Source organism: Salinigranum marinum (assembly GCF_024228675.1).
In the GTDB taxonomy this organism is placed as follows: domain Archaea; phylum Halobacteriota; class Halobacteria; order Halobacteriales; family Haloferacaceae; genus Salinigranum; species Salinigranum marinum.
The window spans coordinates 1,514,868-1,529,030 of record NZ_CP100461.1; the positions used below are offsets into that span (position 1 = coordinate 1,514,868).

The window sequence follows — 14,163 nt, forward strand, 5'->3', positions numbered from 1 at the left end:
GAGATGCTCAGGCTGCGAGCAGAGTACGAACCAAGCCCAGCGAAAGTTCAGGCGAAACAGGGCTGGAGAGACGGGAATACCGTCCGTCCAATAACGCGGGTTCGACTGGTCACTCCTCAAATCCTGGACCGACGGTGAATGAATCCGGTGCGCAGGTCAGTTGGTTGTGTTGGCACCACTGGCAGTGCTCACCAGCCGTGTACCGGCTAAACGAGAATTCAGTAATGTGGTTCATTGACTCTGTCACGTCATCTCTGACTGCTTCCAGGTCGCCATCGCTGAACGTTCGGGATTCGATCTTCGGCCCTATCTCACCGACATAGGCGTATCCAGCACGTGTAACAGGCTCATCGTACAGGTCACGACACGCTAACAAGTAAATCGGGAGTTGCTTGTCGTCCTCCAAGTCGCGGTGGCGTTCGGTGGCCTTGTAGTCGGTGACGAGGAGCCCATCGTCCGGCGTTCGGTAGACGGCGTCGATGTAGCCGATGAGTTCGTGTCCGTCGATATTGAGTTCGAACTCTCGCTCCGCGTCGATGATCTCGTAGTTGGGAAGGTCTAACTCGAAGTACCGGTCGATACATTGCTTCGCCGCCGGAAGCGCGTCCGCGGCGCGGCGTTGGCTGGCGAGGCGGTCGCAGATCTCGTACCAGCCCTCACGGTCTCTCACGCTCTGATTCGCGGCTTGCTCTGCAGTGTCGTGGAATAATAACCCGATTTCGCGCTGGGACACGCCATCTCCGGATCCGTTCGTGGCTGCTGTCACCTGATAATCGGGAAACGCATTAACCACGTAGTCTAGATAGTGGCTCCGCGGGCATTCCTCGTAGGCCGCCAGTGACGTGTAGCTGTGTGAGAGCGACGGTGCTGGCTTCGACGGGCCGGTCAGCGATGCAACTTGGAGTTTCTTGCGCTCGGTCCTCGGTGAGAGATCCCCGTTGAGGGTGGCTGTTGCGAGGTCTAGCACTCGGTCGCGGGCCGCCTCGACCGTTAGTTCTTTCCCGTCATGATTGACGGTACCGCCGACGTGCCCGACCGTCTCGCTGGCCAGCGAGTCTGTCCAGTCTACCGCGTCATCCGGGAGACACTCCTGCACGTCGGTCCAGAGCGGGAGCTGCCCTCGCTCTGGCTGCCACGGGATCCGTGACGGTAGAATCTCGTCAACCGCCTCTAAAACCGGATGCACGTCCGTAGCATCGTCGGCCTCGCTGCCGCCCTGAAGAACGAGGATGTCTTCGGCGCGCGTGATTCCGACGTGGAACACGCGACGGGTTTCACGTGCGTCACGCTCGACGAAGTCCTCGGCGAACGCCGCCTCCGAGCCGTCCGAGAGGCTGGTTTCGAGCGCGTCGTACGTCCGCGAACTCGGTGCCCACTCGTCGGCCGTGACTTGCGGGATGAGGACGACTGGGAAGTCCAGGCCCTTGCTCTTGTGGATGGTCATCACGTTGACCGCGTCGTCGGCGACGTCCGGCTGACTCGTCGGTGACGAGCCGCTCTCGTCGAACAGGGAGTCGTAGTGTTCGAGCGAGTCGATGAACTCCGGCGTGAGCGGCGGCTGGACGGCGCTGTCGCCGTACTGTTCGATGACGTCCTCTAGCTGGGCGAGGTCTCGGCGCTCCTGCTCACTGAGATACCACTCGATATTCGTGATGTCCGTGAGTTCGCGGTACAGGTGGCTGAGCGACGCCGAGTCCCGAAGGTCGAGAAGTTTCGTGACGTGTTCGCGGGCCTCTGCGACGCGGTCGAGCTCTTCGAACTCTTCCAGCGGCGTTTCGCGGAGCGTGTCCACGAGGCGGTCATCGCCCGCGTTGAGGGTGCGGAGGTCTGCATCGCAGAGCCGATACCGCATCAGGAGGACGCGATTCCAACTCACCTCGTCTTCGGTTCTTGCGAGTGCCTTCAGGTAGGCGGTGACGGTGCCGACGCCGACCGATTCCGTGGCCAAATCACCAGCAACCTGGTACGGGATGCCGGCGTCTTCGAATTCCTCGATGACCGGCGTCGCGTGGTCGTTCTTCCGGACGAGTAACGCGATGTCGCCTGGGTTGTACGTGTCGTCGAGATTCTCCGCGTCACCGCTCAGCAAGTTCTGCACGACCGTGCGAAGTTGGGTCGCACCGTCTGCGTCGTCATCCTCGTCTGGTAGTTCGACGGTAGCGACAGTGTCCCCGTCGTACGCAGGTTCGTCGACGCGTTTCAGTGTCTTGTGTCGTTCGCGGTGATCGAGCTTCTGTATCGCCTCGTTCGCCAGATCGAGGATTGGCTGTCGGGAGCGGAAGTTCTCCTCTAAGGGTTCGTCAGTGAGTGCCGTGAACGCGCGGTCGAGTTCGTCGGTGATGTTGGCGACGTGTGCGCCGCGCCACTCGTAGATCGCTTGGTCGTCGTCACCGACGACGAACAGGTTCTCGTCGGTGACGAGTGATGTGACGAGGTCGAACTGGAGGCGATCCGTGTCTTGGAACTCGTCACAGAACACGTAGTCCCACCGGTCGGCGATTTCCTCACCGACCGGCGAATCCATCAGTGCAGCCGTCTCAACGACGAGACCGTCGAAGTCGATGAGATTCCGCTCGTCGAGTTCACGCTCGTACGCCGCATACCCCGCCGTCAGATCACGGGCCGTGAGACAGTCCGAAACGAACGAGTCGAGATGGTCTGTGAGTTCGAGATCGAGATTGTCTGGAATCCCTTTCGGCGCCCCGCTCGCGTATCCACCGAGCAGGTATTTCGGGAGCTTGTACGCGTTGTCCGGTAGTTCCCGCTCACCCGCCTCATGGGCTTCGAACGCTGCTTCCAGCGCGTCGCAAAGATCCACGAGGCGGTCGAGGAAGTCGCGTGCGCTGGCTTCGATACCGTCCGTCCCGAGCGCGTCGCGTTTAGCGACGAGGTCGGCACGCGCGTCCGGGAGCGAGTCCAGCACGCTCGACACGGACCGGCCGCCCAGATGGTCGCTGGCAATTGCCTCGACGCGCTCCGAGAGGTCAGCGAGTTCGTAGACGCGGTCAGCAGGGCCGAGGAACGCGTCGATGTCGTCGGGCGTGATGCCGCTACGTTTCATCGATCCGATGAAGTTGAGCAGCTTCGACGCGGCCCCTGACGCATACCCGTCGCTCCCGTACACGTTGGGTTTCACAAACCGATACTTGATGTCGTCCAGGACGTCCAGCACGATGGCGTACTTCTCGGCGTCTGTGGCGACTTCGAAGTCTGGATCGATTCCCGCCTCGTACGCGTAGTCGGTGAGGATCTCGTTGCAGATCGAGTGGTACGTGTACGCGTCGATGTCGTACCCCGCTGTCCCGAGTTTCGCGTTGAGTTTCTCACGCATCGAGTCCGCAGCGTTGTTCGTGAACGTCAACGCGAGAATTCGGTCCGGGGATACATCCTCCTCGTCGATGAGGTGCTCGATCTTCCGCACCATCGTGAACGTCTTCCCCGTCCCGGCCCCGGCGAGCACACGCATCGGGTACGCGTCGGAGTCGATGATCGTCTGCTGTTGGGGCTCCGGCGATACGTCCTCTTCCGGGACCGGGAACCACGACGGATAGTCGTCACTGTCGCCGCTCATCGCTGCACCTCCGTCGACAGGCGATCCGCACACATCTCTCGATAGTCACAGTCCGGGCACGCCTCCTCGTTGAGGAGATTGAACGGTTCTGGCTCATGGTTTCCGTTCGTGATGCCGTCGTGTGCGGCGCGAATGAGCGCCCAGATCGTGTCATAGTGGTCGTCGTAGATCTCCGTGGTTTCCCGTGGCCACCCTCGTGCAGACACGTCGTAGCCGTCGGGCGTGCTCTCGAACGACGTTTTGTTGAGGAGGCCGTAGAAACTGAACCGGACCTCCATTCCATCCTCGTAGAACGGTTCGTTCTTCACGCCCTCGATGTATGTCGCCGTCTGGAACGCGTTCCGCACACGTTTCGGCTCGTGGGCCTCCCCGCCGAGGTGGTCGCCAAGGTACTCGGCTGTCCCGTCGGAGAGCATCCCGTGTGTTTTCCGCTTGTAGTCGAAGATGTGGAGGCCGTCGTCCGTCCGGATGACGTTGTCTGCTTTCCCGTGGAGGCCGCGCCCATCTATTTCACATTCTACCCAGCATTCGGTTGTGATTGAGCGGCGTGCGTGTTCGATGCCGGTCCCGCCGTCGGGATCGAAGAACGACTCGATGGCAGCCCGGTTCTCAGCGCGCTGGTACGCCTGATGCGCAGCCGATTCGTAATCATCCGGCGTGCTGTGTTCGTCCCACTTCGCATCGAAGATCCGAATCGCCCGGTCGTGAATCACCTCTGATGGATCGTCCCGGTCGGTCGCCTCGCACACGTCCTCGATAGTCTCGTGGTATATCGTCCCCTGATTGAGGTAGAGTTGGGTGCGGTCTGGCGCGTTCACGTCCTGCACGTACCGATAATCGTACAGCCGCGGGCACGTCGCGTAGTTCGCCAGCCGCGACGGTGAGAGCGACTCTTGGCTCATCGTCGCACCTCTCCGTTAGCGAATTCGACACGTGCACGCAATGCCTTCCGGAGCTTCTCGCCACGCGCCCCACTCTTATCGAGCAGGTCCTGAATCTCACCGAGTTCAGCTTCCACCTCGTCGAGCGACACCGACACGTCCTGACTGTTCGCGCGCCGAACCTCCGCGAGCGCGTCATCAACCCGCGACAACAGGAAATCCTCTGCCGCTTGCTCGCTCGTGATGTGTGGATCGTCGGCTTCGGTCAGCCAGGACAGATTCTCGTAGGCGGTGGTAAGGAATCGTGACGCCTGCGCACGCTCTTCGAGCGCGGTGTCCTCGTACTCGTAGAGACAACAGTACAGGTGCTCGTCCGCAGCACCAGCCCCAATCGCCAGACGTCGCCGTGCGTGTTCCGTGTGGTACCGCGCGAACGGGCGACTTGACGCCGTTGACGTCGTCGGGAACGTCGCATCCACGTCTGGTTCGTCGAGGTCCGTGACACCTGGGTAGTCCGGCATCGAAGCGACCCGCTCGGTTGGGAACAACCGTGTCAGGAACGGGTCACCCGGGTACTCGGCGTCGACGAGGTTGACGAGAAAGACGGCGCGGAACGATTCGTTCTTGATCGCCTGCAAGTGGTCCACGCGGACGCCGCCGTCGAGATCCGTCGCGCTCGTCTGGTTTTGTTGCGGTGCGTAATCATGGGCGCGTTCGAGCATTTCCTCGAAGGACGCCCACGTCGCATCCACGAATTCGGTGTCTTCGAGGAACTCCGCCATCCGGAACGCTCGCTTGACGTTCCCGAACTGTGCCCTTGCGTCCAACGGCGTTGCGCGCTCCGCGATTCGCTCTTTCAACCCCGAGTCTGTCGCCCACCAGCGGACCCCGTCTTCGAGGCTGTCCATCTCGCGGATGCGATCCAAGCGCTCCGTATCGAGGTCTGGGCCGTGATCGGGTCTCTCCTCCCCATCTGTGGCGAGATGTCGGACGGCAGCGAGGAGCTCCCGAATCGCAGGGTCGTCTCCGAACCCGGTGACTGTCGTCGATTCCGTTGGAATCCCGGTGCCTTCGAACGCTTCGATAATGTCCGTAACCGTACTCCCACTTTGTTTCGTGGCGACAGCCACGTCGTCGTAGCTCCAGTCCGGCTGCGCGACGACTTCCTCAATCTTGTTTGCAACCTCGGCGAGTTGTTCGTCACTGGAGTCCGTAGCGAGAACTGATACCGATCCCGTTTCCGGGTCTTCCGGGACCGTCTGGTCAGCGAAATACGCTGCAGTGGCAGCCGGTCGCGTCGACGGTGCTCCCGCTGTTCCGCGGCGAGTCTCGCTGAACGAGACGTAATCCGTAATCGGTCCCGTCTCGACCCACGTGCGGCGCACGCTCGCGTTCTCTTCGGCGATACAGACGAGTTCACAGTCCCCTGCGAGCACGTCGAGATACGCACGGTCGAGCGGGAAGAACTCCTCAAACTCGACTGCGAGCACCGCCTCGAAATCGACGACATCGTCGCGCGCATCCCCAGAGAGGACATCGAGTGCCTCAGAAATGAGTTGCCCGCGCTCCATATGGCCGTGCTCAGCCAGCCACTCGTGAAACGCGTCGAGCGCAGCCGTTATATCACGGAGTTCCGGGGTTTCCTCGGGCGTGACAGTCTGCCAAGAGATCGTGCCCATCACGGCGTCCACGTCCTCGATGAACGACGGCTGCTCAGATGCCCGTCGAAGGTACTCCGTGTCCCACTCGTAATCTGCGAGGAACCGATAGAGGAGTTCCCGCCGTAGCGCGTCGGAGAGAATGATGCGGTCATCGGTCTGATTGAGAACATCGGTCGCGTGCACCACGAGCGACGTCACGTACGGCGTCGCCGCACCCGGCAGTTCCGCACCTAACGTTTCCCGGAACGTGTCCGTACTCGTCGGCGCACCCGTAATGACGAGCACATCCTCAGAATCGTGCTCGTCAAGGAGTGTTCGGTATTCCTCTCGCGCTGTCCGTTCGACGTTCGCGCCCCCGAACGGTGCCGTGACTAGCGTCCCGTCGAACCGTCGGTGAGATGAGTGGTCAGACATGGTGGTTACCCTCGGACGAGCCGTGTGACCCGAGACAGAACACCGGTGTTGTCACCGGCTGTTTCGGTGTCGCGTCGTGCATCTTCGATAACACTGGGTTCATCTATCCAATTCTTGAACCTGTTTGCGCTTTCAAACTGGACTGCCGGCCCGTAAATACTCGCCCGGATGTGGGCCGGCGTAGCCTTCTGGAACTGCCAACACTGCTGCTGATCCAGATTCGCTGAGAAATCTGCGATAACACGCCCGTCGTCCTTGAAATCGAGTTCACATAGCCCGTCGGACAGCGCGCTGATCCACTTCCGTCGTCCCGGGTCGTGTTCCTGTTCGGCGGGTTTCTCTAGTGGCACGTATTCCGGTGGTTCCTTCTCGGCATACGCGTACAGCTCCGCGAACACGTCCCGAGCATCCGCCAGCCGGTCGGACTGGTCTGGCAGCGAGATATCCCGCTGCAAGAACAGGTGGGCGAACCACGGGAACAGATTACAGCTGTCCGCCTGGCCCGCGATCTGCGCGGCGGCTTCCCGCTCGTCTTTCTCCAGTTCGGAGAAATTGACGTTGAAATCCAGCGTCTTCATCCGGGTCCGAAGTTCGGATTTCGGTTTCGTCGAGTCGTTCGAGGAGAAGATGAACGTGGGCATCTGGATGGAGCCGTCCCACTTCCCCTCCCAGTACGATTTGATGATGTCTCGGTCGATCTTTGACTTCGCCACGTCGTCAACGATGTACGGGAAAACAGTGTCCGACGCACGAGCACGCTCGATATTGTTTTTGATGAAGTCGTCGCCGGTGGTGACCTCCTGTACGTACCCGTTCGAGATGAGCCGCGCCCCGAACCGCAGGAACATGCCCTTCCCGCTGTCGTTGTCGCCGTGAAGAAACAGGAACGGTAGGTCCTTGTCCAGTTCCGCAGATTCGTATTCGGCGTAGTGATGGGCGCAGTAGTTGGCGAATGGGGCCCAGCAGAAGTAGATAACTCCCTCGTAGAAGTGTGCCCGCGTTTCTTTCGTCGTTCGCGTTTCACCGAACTCGCCCACCGTTTCGACGTACTGCTCGATCAAGTCGAGCGCGTCAGCGACTTCCTGCGGATCGTCCGGGAGGGGAGCCGTTAATTCGAGGACGGAGTCGTCAACTCGCAGCCCGACTGTGTTCTCGTCCTTGTCGACGTTGAGGTCGGGGTATCCGGTGAAGGTCTCTTTGTACCGTGCAATGCCGGCGGGTGTCGCTACGATTTCACCGTCGTTGATACGGATGTTATTGGCGGATAGCGTGTCGTCCAGATTCGAGATGGCGTCTTCGAGACCCTGCGGGGAGAGGCGTACACGTTTGTCCGGACTGATCTCTGTTGGGTCGGTGTCCGTATCTTCGGCGGCGAACACCGCTTTCTCTGCTTCTTCGGCATCGGTGACGACGTTGTACGTGTTGACTTGGTCGTCGTCAACCGCTTCGTCGAGTCGGGCGTTCAGCTCGGCGACCGGGTCGTCACTGAACTCGTCCCCGCCCAGCCAGATGTCGTAGATCTTCGCCTCTTCTTCTGCCGTTTCGGCGTCTTCGATCTCCTCCGTGAGGTCCTCCATGAACGGCGTCGCGTAGTCCCTGTGGAACGCGTAGAGCCGTTCGAACCACTCGTCGACGGGCGTGTCCCCGTCGGTACGCCAGGCCATGTTGACGTTGGTTTGTTTGCTCCCCTGCCATGCCTGCTTGGAGAGGTTCGCCGACCCACAAATGAGTGTGCGAGACCCGTCCTGATTCTCGACGATGTAGAGCTTCGTGTGGAGGAGGACGCGCGCGGAATCGACAGTATGGATGCGGAGATCACCGTCTCGTCGCAGCGATTCCAGTTGCGCGGCGATTTTCTTCGCGTTGTTCGTGTTCTTCAGCGACCGCCGGTAGTCGTCGTGTTGGTTGTCTCCGACGATGACTTCCAGTGAGTCCACTGCGAGGTCCCGGTTCTGAAACATCTTGTAGATGAACGCCGGGGACTGACTGTACGTGACGCAGTAGACGTGCTGGGCGTCACCGAAGTAGTTCAGAAAACTGTCCCATGATTTGTCGGCAGCCATCTCCAGGTCAGCGGTGCTGCCGTCATCGAACTCGACTGTTGCTTCGAATTCTGTCTTGGTCATGCGAGGGTTACCGGTGTGGTGATGAGTGCGTGCGTGGTTGCGTGAGGCTGTACTGGCGCATGGTCAGATGTATGGGACACCGCGGATGACGCTGCCCTTGGTGAGGTAGCCCTTCATGGCGAAGTCGGCGCACTTGTCGGCGTAGTACGTGGTGATTGGAAGCCGGGTGGACCGACTCAGCGAACCAACGTGTGCCTCCGACAGCCAGTAGGTTTGCTCCGCGAGCGTGTCGAGGTCTGTCGATCCGTGGCGTTTCACGATCTGTAGCGGCCGCGGCGTGCCAGGACTACCCTCCTTCCCACCGGTCGTGGTCAGGTAGGAATGGTCGCCGTTGTGGACGTGGAAGGCGACGCCTTTGTCCGCGATATCGAACCGTGATTTCGATTCGTCGTACTCGGCGATGCGGGGGTTCCCGGATTTTCGGATCTCGACGAGGTCGAAGCGCTGGATGAGATCCCTAGCCTTGTCGAGACGCTTGATCAGGCTCTCGATGTCGAGGTAGAACTTCCCGTCACGATGGATGACTACGTGCCGCGGTGGTCGGCCTTCCTCTTCGGCGAAGATTTCCAGAACGTGCTTGATGACGTTCGCTACGTCGTCCTCGTCGAACGTCTCGCCAGCTTGCTTCGTGACGGCCTCGGACGCGAGGATGGTTCCGTCGGCCATGATGACGTTCGCGGCCGCGCCGAGGTGTTGTTTTGTCGCATGGTCGTAGGTCACATCGAGGCCGACGAACGCGTCAACATCCCCTGGAACGTCGTCGATCCGCCACGGCACACCGCCCGCTTTCCCGATTAGAGACGAACCGATGTTCCCGAGATAGCTGTCGTTGCCGAGATTGTCGATGGTGATCATCTGACTCGGCACCCCGAGTTGTCCAAGTCGGCGCTTAAACTCAGGATACGGGTCGTCGTAGTCTGCTGCCGCAGCTTTGTCCTTATCAGGGACGACGATTAGCGCCGCATCGTAGTCGCTCGCCTTCTGTGCATGCTGGGAGTAGTGGAACTCCGAGCCCAGTTCGTAGGTCTCCTGGTCGAACTTCGTCGGCTTTCCGTCGTATTCCGCGAGCTTGCCGAGTACTGAGAGGACGTACGGTCGTGCTGCGGCTTGTTCGCTGTCCGGATACAGCGCGATGATGTCGAACGACTCTGGAGCCTTGTACACGCCGTAGCCATTCCGTTCCAGCCCGCCAGCCCCGTAGTACCCTGTTCGGCCATCGCCGAACCGCAGGTTCGGGATATTCGGTGTCTTTTGCTCTCGGTACCCGGCGTTTGTTGGCTGCGGGACCGGGTCGAAGTCGAAGTACGGGGTCGGGCCGAGCAGGTCGACGAACGACGTGACGACGTTGAACCGTTCTTCTGGTTTCATCCGGCTCTCGTTGTGGATGACGTTCAGGAACGTTTCATCGACGCGGCCCAACTGGTCGAACGTCGGAATGACCTTACAGTACTCCAAGAGCTGCGGGAAGATCGAATCCTCGCCGCTCCCGTACTGCAGGTCAGCAATGACGGGATCCCCGGCCCGCATCGAGTCGATGACGTCCTGTTCGACGTGTTTCTCGTGGTACTCCGACATCGGGACGCCTGGCCCGTCCAGCATATCATCGTAGTCCATGTCAATGATCTCCTTGACTGTCGCCGTGCGCGCGCTGTCGTACAGGTCCGTGTCGTGCTCGACGGTTACATCGGCGATGTCGTGTCCGCGCTGCACCCACTCGGCGGCGGAGAACGTCGATTCGAGATGAACGTTCTCCGGACCGTCTCTGGGGGCACCGCAACTCAGTACGCACCTGACCCGCTCTACACGCGAATGCAGGCTCTCCGCGACCTCCTCGACAACTGCGACCGCGACGGCCTTCTCGAATTGCGTGGCGACCTGCAAGAACAGGTTGAGGAGTGGCAGACCGAGCACGACGCGGCTTCACCGAGCGAGCTTCGCGAGCAGGCGGCACATACCGATACTGCTGAAAAAAACGCGAGAGATGCGCCGGACTGCGAACGACTGGGAGATCATCGCGTATCGTCTCCAACTCGTCGAGGACGCTATCGAACACTACTCCGACTACGCTGGGAGTGCCCCAGTATCTGCCTGACCGAATGTTCGCGTTCGACGGCGGCTATGACCCCGGACAGGTATCACACGGTTCTACTCGAACTCAGACGCACGATCGAGCGGCATCCTGCCATCCTGCACGCAAGCGGAGAACCCCCGGGCAATTCACCCGTGTCGTTGCGACACTTGATCCGGCTATCCTCGGAAGCGAAGCAGACGGGGGAACGCTTACGATTCGGTGGTACGCGGGCGAGACTGCCGACGCAGACCCAGAGTTCGCCTTTTATCACAGCGAAAGCTCGGGCTTCGACTGTGGGTGGCACCACGAACCAAACCCGCACGTAGACGGATGGGCGCACTATCAAGAACGTCCGGCGGCTAGTGACGAGTACGCGTATGAGGCGATCTCCTTCAGCAGCCTCCAGCCAATTCCGTTGCTCTGGGAAATCCTTGGCCGGCTCGAAGACCGTCTTGGTGACTGATCCGCCGAGCGTGGATAGTATGGACGATTCCCAGTGTGCATCTGTAGGAGCAGGGAGCCGTTTGAATATGAACGTGATGTGAGTATGTACGAGCCGCAACGAGAAGCCTGAGCTTGGAGAACGCGGGCAGGTCACCCTCCCGAAAGAACTCCGGGAGAAGTTCGACGTTCACGGAGGGGATAAAATAATCATCCACAAAGAAAACGGGAAATTGCCGTCGAGAAACCCGTGAGTCGAGGCGAACTCGCCGAGGGATAGCGACAGTATGCAGCAGAGTCCGAAGCCCTCGAAGATGAGACGGCCGGCGTGTCCCACGAAAGCAATCGAGAGCTCGGCGATGCGCCGGATTGGTATCTCGGAAGTGACCGCGCCGCCGCGACCGCGGGTCGCCGCTGTTCGCCCCGTGCGCTACGGCGGGCCGACCGCCTTGACCGGACGGCACGCGTTCTCGAACGGACCGCCGACCGCCTCGACCAGCGCGCCGCGTACTACCGCGCGAAAGCCGGTGACGATCCTGATGACCCGAACGGTCCGCCACCGCCGAACACCCCGGGAAATAACGGGGAAGACAATGGCGGTGGGAGCGACGGACCGGGAGGCAACGATACTGACAATGATGACCCGCCCGACAACGGCGGCGGGACCCTTCCGCCGAGCTAAGCATGCAGTCAGACACGCCAGTCCCAGACCGCCGCAAAGTCCTCGAGTACGCAGGCCTCGCCTGAGCGGCACCGTGCGAACGGGCGGAACTGTGACAGTCGATCGTCTCCGGCCTACCCGAGACAGAGCCGCTACGGCCAGCGAATCCGGCCGCGGCTGTCGCGCCGAGTCCGATGAGGACCTGTCGTCTAGAGGGCGTACGAGCACACCGATCGACGGCTGTTCCCCGTGGTGTATCCCTGCCCGTTTAGACTACTCGCGAAGGAACGCATCGATCTCCGATGCGATTCGGCCCGGCGCTTCACCTGGGCCGCCGTGGCTGACACCGTCGAATTCGACGAGACGGCTGTGTGGAAGCGCCTCGTGAACACCGCGAGCGCTCTCGCGGAGGAAGTCAGGTCCGTCAGTGCCCGTCATCACGAGGACTGGCGCTGTGACATCGAGCGTCTCCGGTAGCTGGTACTGTTCGACGGCGCGGTTCATCCGGACGACCTCTTCGGCCAGTTCCACGCAGTCAGGCCAGACCGGCCACTCCGCCAACCACGCGTCGAGGTCGTCGATTCCATGGGGGTGGAGGACCTGTTCGACGTAGCGCTTTACGGCTTCCTGTCGTTCACCGTCCTCGACGAGTGCCGCCATTCGGTCGGCGAGATCGGCTCGCGTCCGGTAGTCGTCTGGGAGCACCGCCGGTTCGTACGCGATCACCGCCCCGACCGCCGCGTCCGTCGCGGACTCGACTGCCGTCAACGCACCGAAGGAGTGGCCGAACAGGATCGGCTCGCCGTCGACGAGGTCGACGAGGGTGCGTACGTACTGAGTCTCACGGTTCAGTACGTCATCGGCGCTCGTCGTTTCGAGATCGTCGAGGCACGTGCCGAAGCCCGGTCGCTGCGGGATCACGGCGGCGTACTCCTCGAAGTGCGGCAGGACTGGGTTCCAGTACTGCCGGGGGGCCATCCCCCCGTGGAGAAAGATCAGAGGCTGACCGTCGCCGTGTCGTTCGTAGGCTATCTCGGAACCATCTGTGGACTGTGTCGTCACCATGCAACTTCCTGTTCGAGGACGACGAGGCTAACTCGTTCTCTCAGTCATCGGGCCGTTTATACGGCACCCGGATGGGGAGACAGAGCCCAGACAGAACAGACCGACGAGTTCGTTAGCGCCGGCTGGATCAGTGCTCGTCAGGCGTTCCCGTGTTGATCGACGTTTTCGACATCCCCATTACGATCGGTCGAAACGGTAACATATGGGACTCGTGGCTGAGTTCGATATCGACTGTCAGGCGTTACCGCTCGCGGGGGTGGCAGCAGACGTTCCCGAAGCAACGCTGACGCTCGACATGCAGTTCAATCACGGGAACCGGCCGTTGTTTCTCGTTACCGTACAAGACGGGTCTCAGACGGCAATCGAGGACGCATTCACGGACGCATACGACGTCGGGGAGTGGACGCTCGTCGGGCAGGCCGGCGAAACCCGTCGGTACCAGATATTCCCCGCACTCAGTTTGGCGGAACAACTCGGTGAGAGCCTCGACGACCTCGAAGGTCTCGAGGCGCTCGCGACGGCCGACGCGATCATCGAGCGGATCGACGTGGTACCGGGCGGGTGGCGACAGACTGGCTGGTTCGCCAACAGGGACGCGTTCGGTACGTTCTCATCGTTCTGGCAGCGCAACGCTGGCTTCCGGTTGCACCGCCTCACGCGAGACGGGGAGTCCGAACCGCCGGGGGGCGGACTCACCGACCGGCAACACGAGGCACTCCGAATCGCCTACGAACGAGGGTATTTCGACATCCCACGGCGGGCGTCACTGGAAGACGTCGCCGGAGAGTTGGACATCTCCGCGTCGTCGGTCTCTGAGCGGTTACGTCGCGCCCAGACTCGACTCATCGAGGAGACGGTGGCGACGACGTGGCCACCGCTCCCCGACTGACGGAGAACGACTCACTCCGTGACCGGGCGATGAGTTCAAACGCCCCACGAATTCGAGAACTGCCTCTGGGAGTTCGTCTCGATGTCTTCTTGCCTTCTGGCATCGCAACAGGCACGACACCGATCCGAGCACGAGCTGGACGCCTCGAATCGTCCAGCCGCTATCGGCGCAGCGGACGTTCACGTGACGTACGACGGTGGGGCTGAAGCGGTCAGAGACGTCTCACTCGACGTCGAAGGGGGGCGAGTGCTTCGGCTTTCTCGGTCCCAACGGAGCCGGGAAGACGGCCACTCAAAAAGCCTCGTCGCGCCGTTGGACCCGACGAAGGGCTCAGGACGAACGAACGGCGACCAGACGAGGAACGACCCACTGGCCGTGCGCGA

Annotated in this window: 7 protein-coding genes and 2 pseudogenes; 3 read left to right on the forward strand and 6 right to left on the reverse strand. The window is 61.2% G+C overall.

Annotated elements, in window-relative coordinates:
• Positions 1–109 precede the first annotated feature (109 nt).
• From NKJ07_RS07410 to NKJ07_RS07430, 5 genes are all read right to left on the reverse strand, one after another.
• Positions 110–3,571, reverse strand: coding sequence for an ATP-dependent helicase (locus NKJ07_RS07410; protein WP_318569947.1), 3,462 nt, complete (start codon positions 3,569–3,571; stop codon positions 110–112).
• On the reverse strand, positions 3,568–4,473 hold the full coding sequence (locus tag NKJ07_RS07415; RefSeq protein ID WP_318569948.1) for a RecB family exonuclease: 906 nt from the start codon (positions 4,471–4,473) through the stop codon (positions 3,568–3,570). The genes NKJ07_RS07410 and NKJ07_RS07415 overlap by 4 nt, the downstream gene beginning before the upstream one ends.
• On the reverse strand, positions 4,470–6,527 hold the full coding sequence (locus NKJ07_RS07420) for a PD-(D/E)XK nuclease family protein (protein WP_318569949.1): 2,058 nt from the start codon (positions 6,525–6,527) through the stop codon (positions 4,470–4,472). Before NKJ07_RS07420 ends, NKJ07_RS07415 begins: the two co-directional genes overlap by 4 nt.
• Positions 6,528–6,532: 5 nt before the next feature.
• The gene (locus NKJ07_RS07425) at positions 6,533–8,653 is read right to left on the reverse strand and encodes a phospholipase D family protein (RefSeq protein WP_318569950.1); all 2,121 of its coding nucleotides are present in this window, start codon (positions 8,651–8,653) and stop codon (positions 6,533–6,535) included.
• A gap of 63 nt (positions 8,654–8,716) precedes the next feature.
• Positions 8,717–10,267: a Piwi domain-containing protein gene (locus tag NKJ07_RS07430; RefSeq protein ID WP_425504748.1), complete on the reverse strand. Its 1,551-nt coding sequence runs from the start codon at positions 10,265–10,267 to the stop codon at positions 8,717–8,719.
• A 126-nt stretch (positions 10,268–10,393) separates the two neighbouring features.
• On the opposite strand from NKJ07_RS07430, the pseudogene NKJ07_RS24400 reads away from it, so the two are divergent.
• Together NKJ07_RS24400 and NKJ07_RS07435 are read left to right on the forward strand one after the other, a co-directional pair.
• Positions 10,394–10,567 (forward strand): annotated as a pseudogene (locus NKJ07_RS24400) (DUF7342 family protein); the annotation flags it as partial.
• Between the two features lie 780 nt (positions 10,568–11,347).
• Positions 11,348–11,419, forward strand: a pseudogene (locus NKJ07_RS07435) (hypothetical protein); the annotation flags it as partial.
• 680 nt (positions 11,420–12,099) lie between these two features.
• Here NKJ07_RS07435 and NKJ07_RS07440 read toward each other — a convergent pair.
• Positions 12,100–12,891, reverse strand: coding sequence for an alpha/beta fold hydrolase (locus NKJ07_RS07440; protein ID WP_318569952.1), 792 nt, complete (start codon positions 12,889–12,891; stop codon positions 12,100–12,102).
• A 202-nt stretch (positions 12,892–13,093) separates the two neighbouring features.
• Here NKJ07_RS07440 and NKJ07_RS07445 point away from each other — a divergent pair, with 202 nt between their 5' ends.
• Positions 13,094–13,780, forward strand: coding sequence for a helix-turn-helix domain-containing protein (locus NKJ07_RS07445; protein WP_318569953.1), 687 nt, complete (start codon positions 13,094–13,096; stop codon positions 13,778–13,780).
• The last annotated feature ends 383 nt before the right edge of the window (positions 13,781–14,163 follow it).

Bases quoted from the DNA above. Each gene is read 5' to 3' on its own strand.
- NKJ07_RS07410 (WP_318569947.1), bottom strand. From the start codon at position 3,571: ATGAGCGGCGACAGTGACGACTATCCGTCGTGGTTCCCGGTCCCGGAA.
- NKJ07_RS07415 (WP_318569948.1), bottom strand. From the start codon at position 4,473: ATGAGCCAAGAGTCGCTCTCACCGTCGCGGCTGGCGAACTACGCGACG.
- NKJ07_RS07420 (WP_318569949.1), bottom strand. From the start codon at position 6,527: ATGTCTGACCACTCATCTCACCGACGGTTCGACGGGACGCTAGTCACG.
- NKJ07_RS07425 (WP_318569950.1), bottom strand. From the start codon at position 8,653: ATGACCAAGACAGAATTCGAAGCAACAGTCGAGTTCGATGACGGCAGC.
- NKJ07_RS07430 (WP_425504748.1), bottom strand. From the start codon at position 10,267: ATGGACTACGATGATATGCTGGACGGGCCAGGCGTCCCGATGTCGGAG.
- NKJ07_RS07440 (WP_318569952.1), bottom strand. From the start codon at position 12,891: ATGGTGACGACACAGTCCACAGATGGTTCCGAGATAGCCTACGAACGA.
- NKJ07_RS07445 (WP_318569953.1), top strand. From the start codon at position 13,094: ATGGGACTCGTGGCTGAGTTCGATATCGACTGTCAGGCGTTACCGCTC.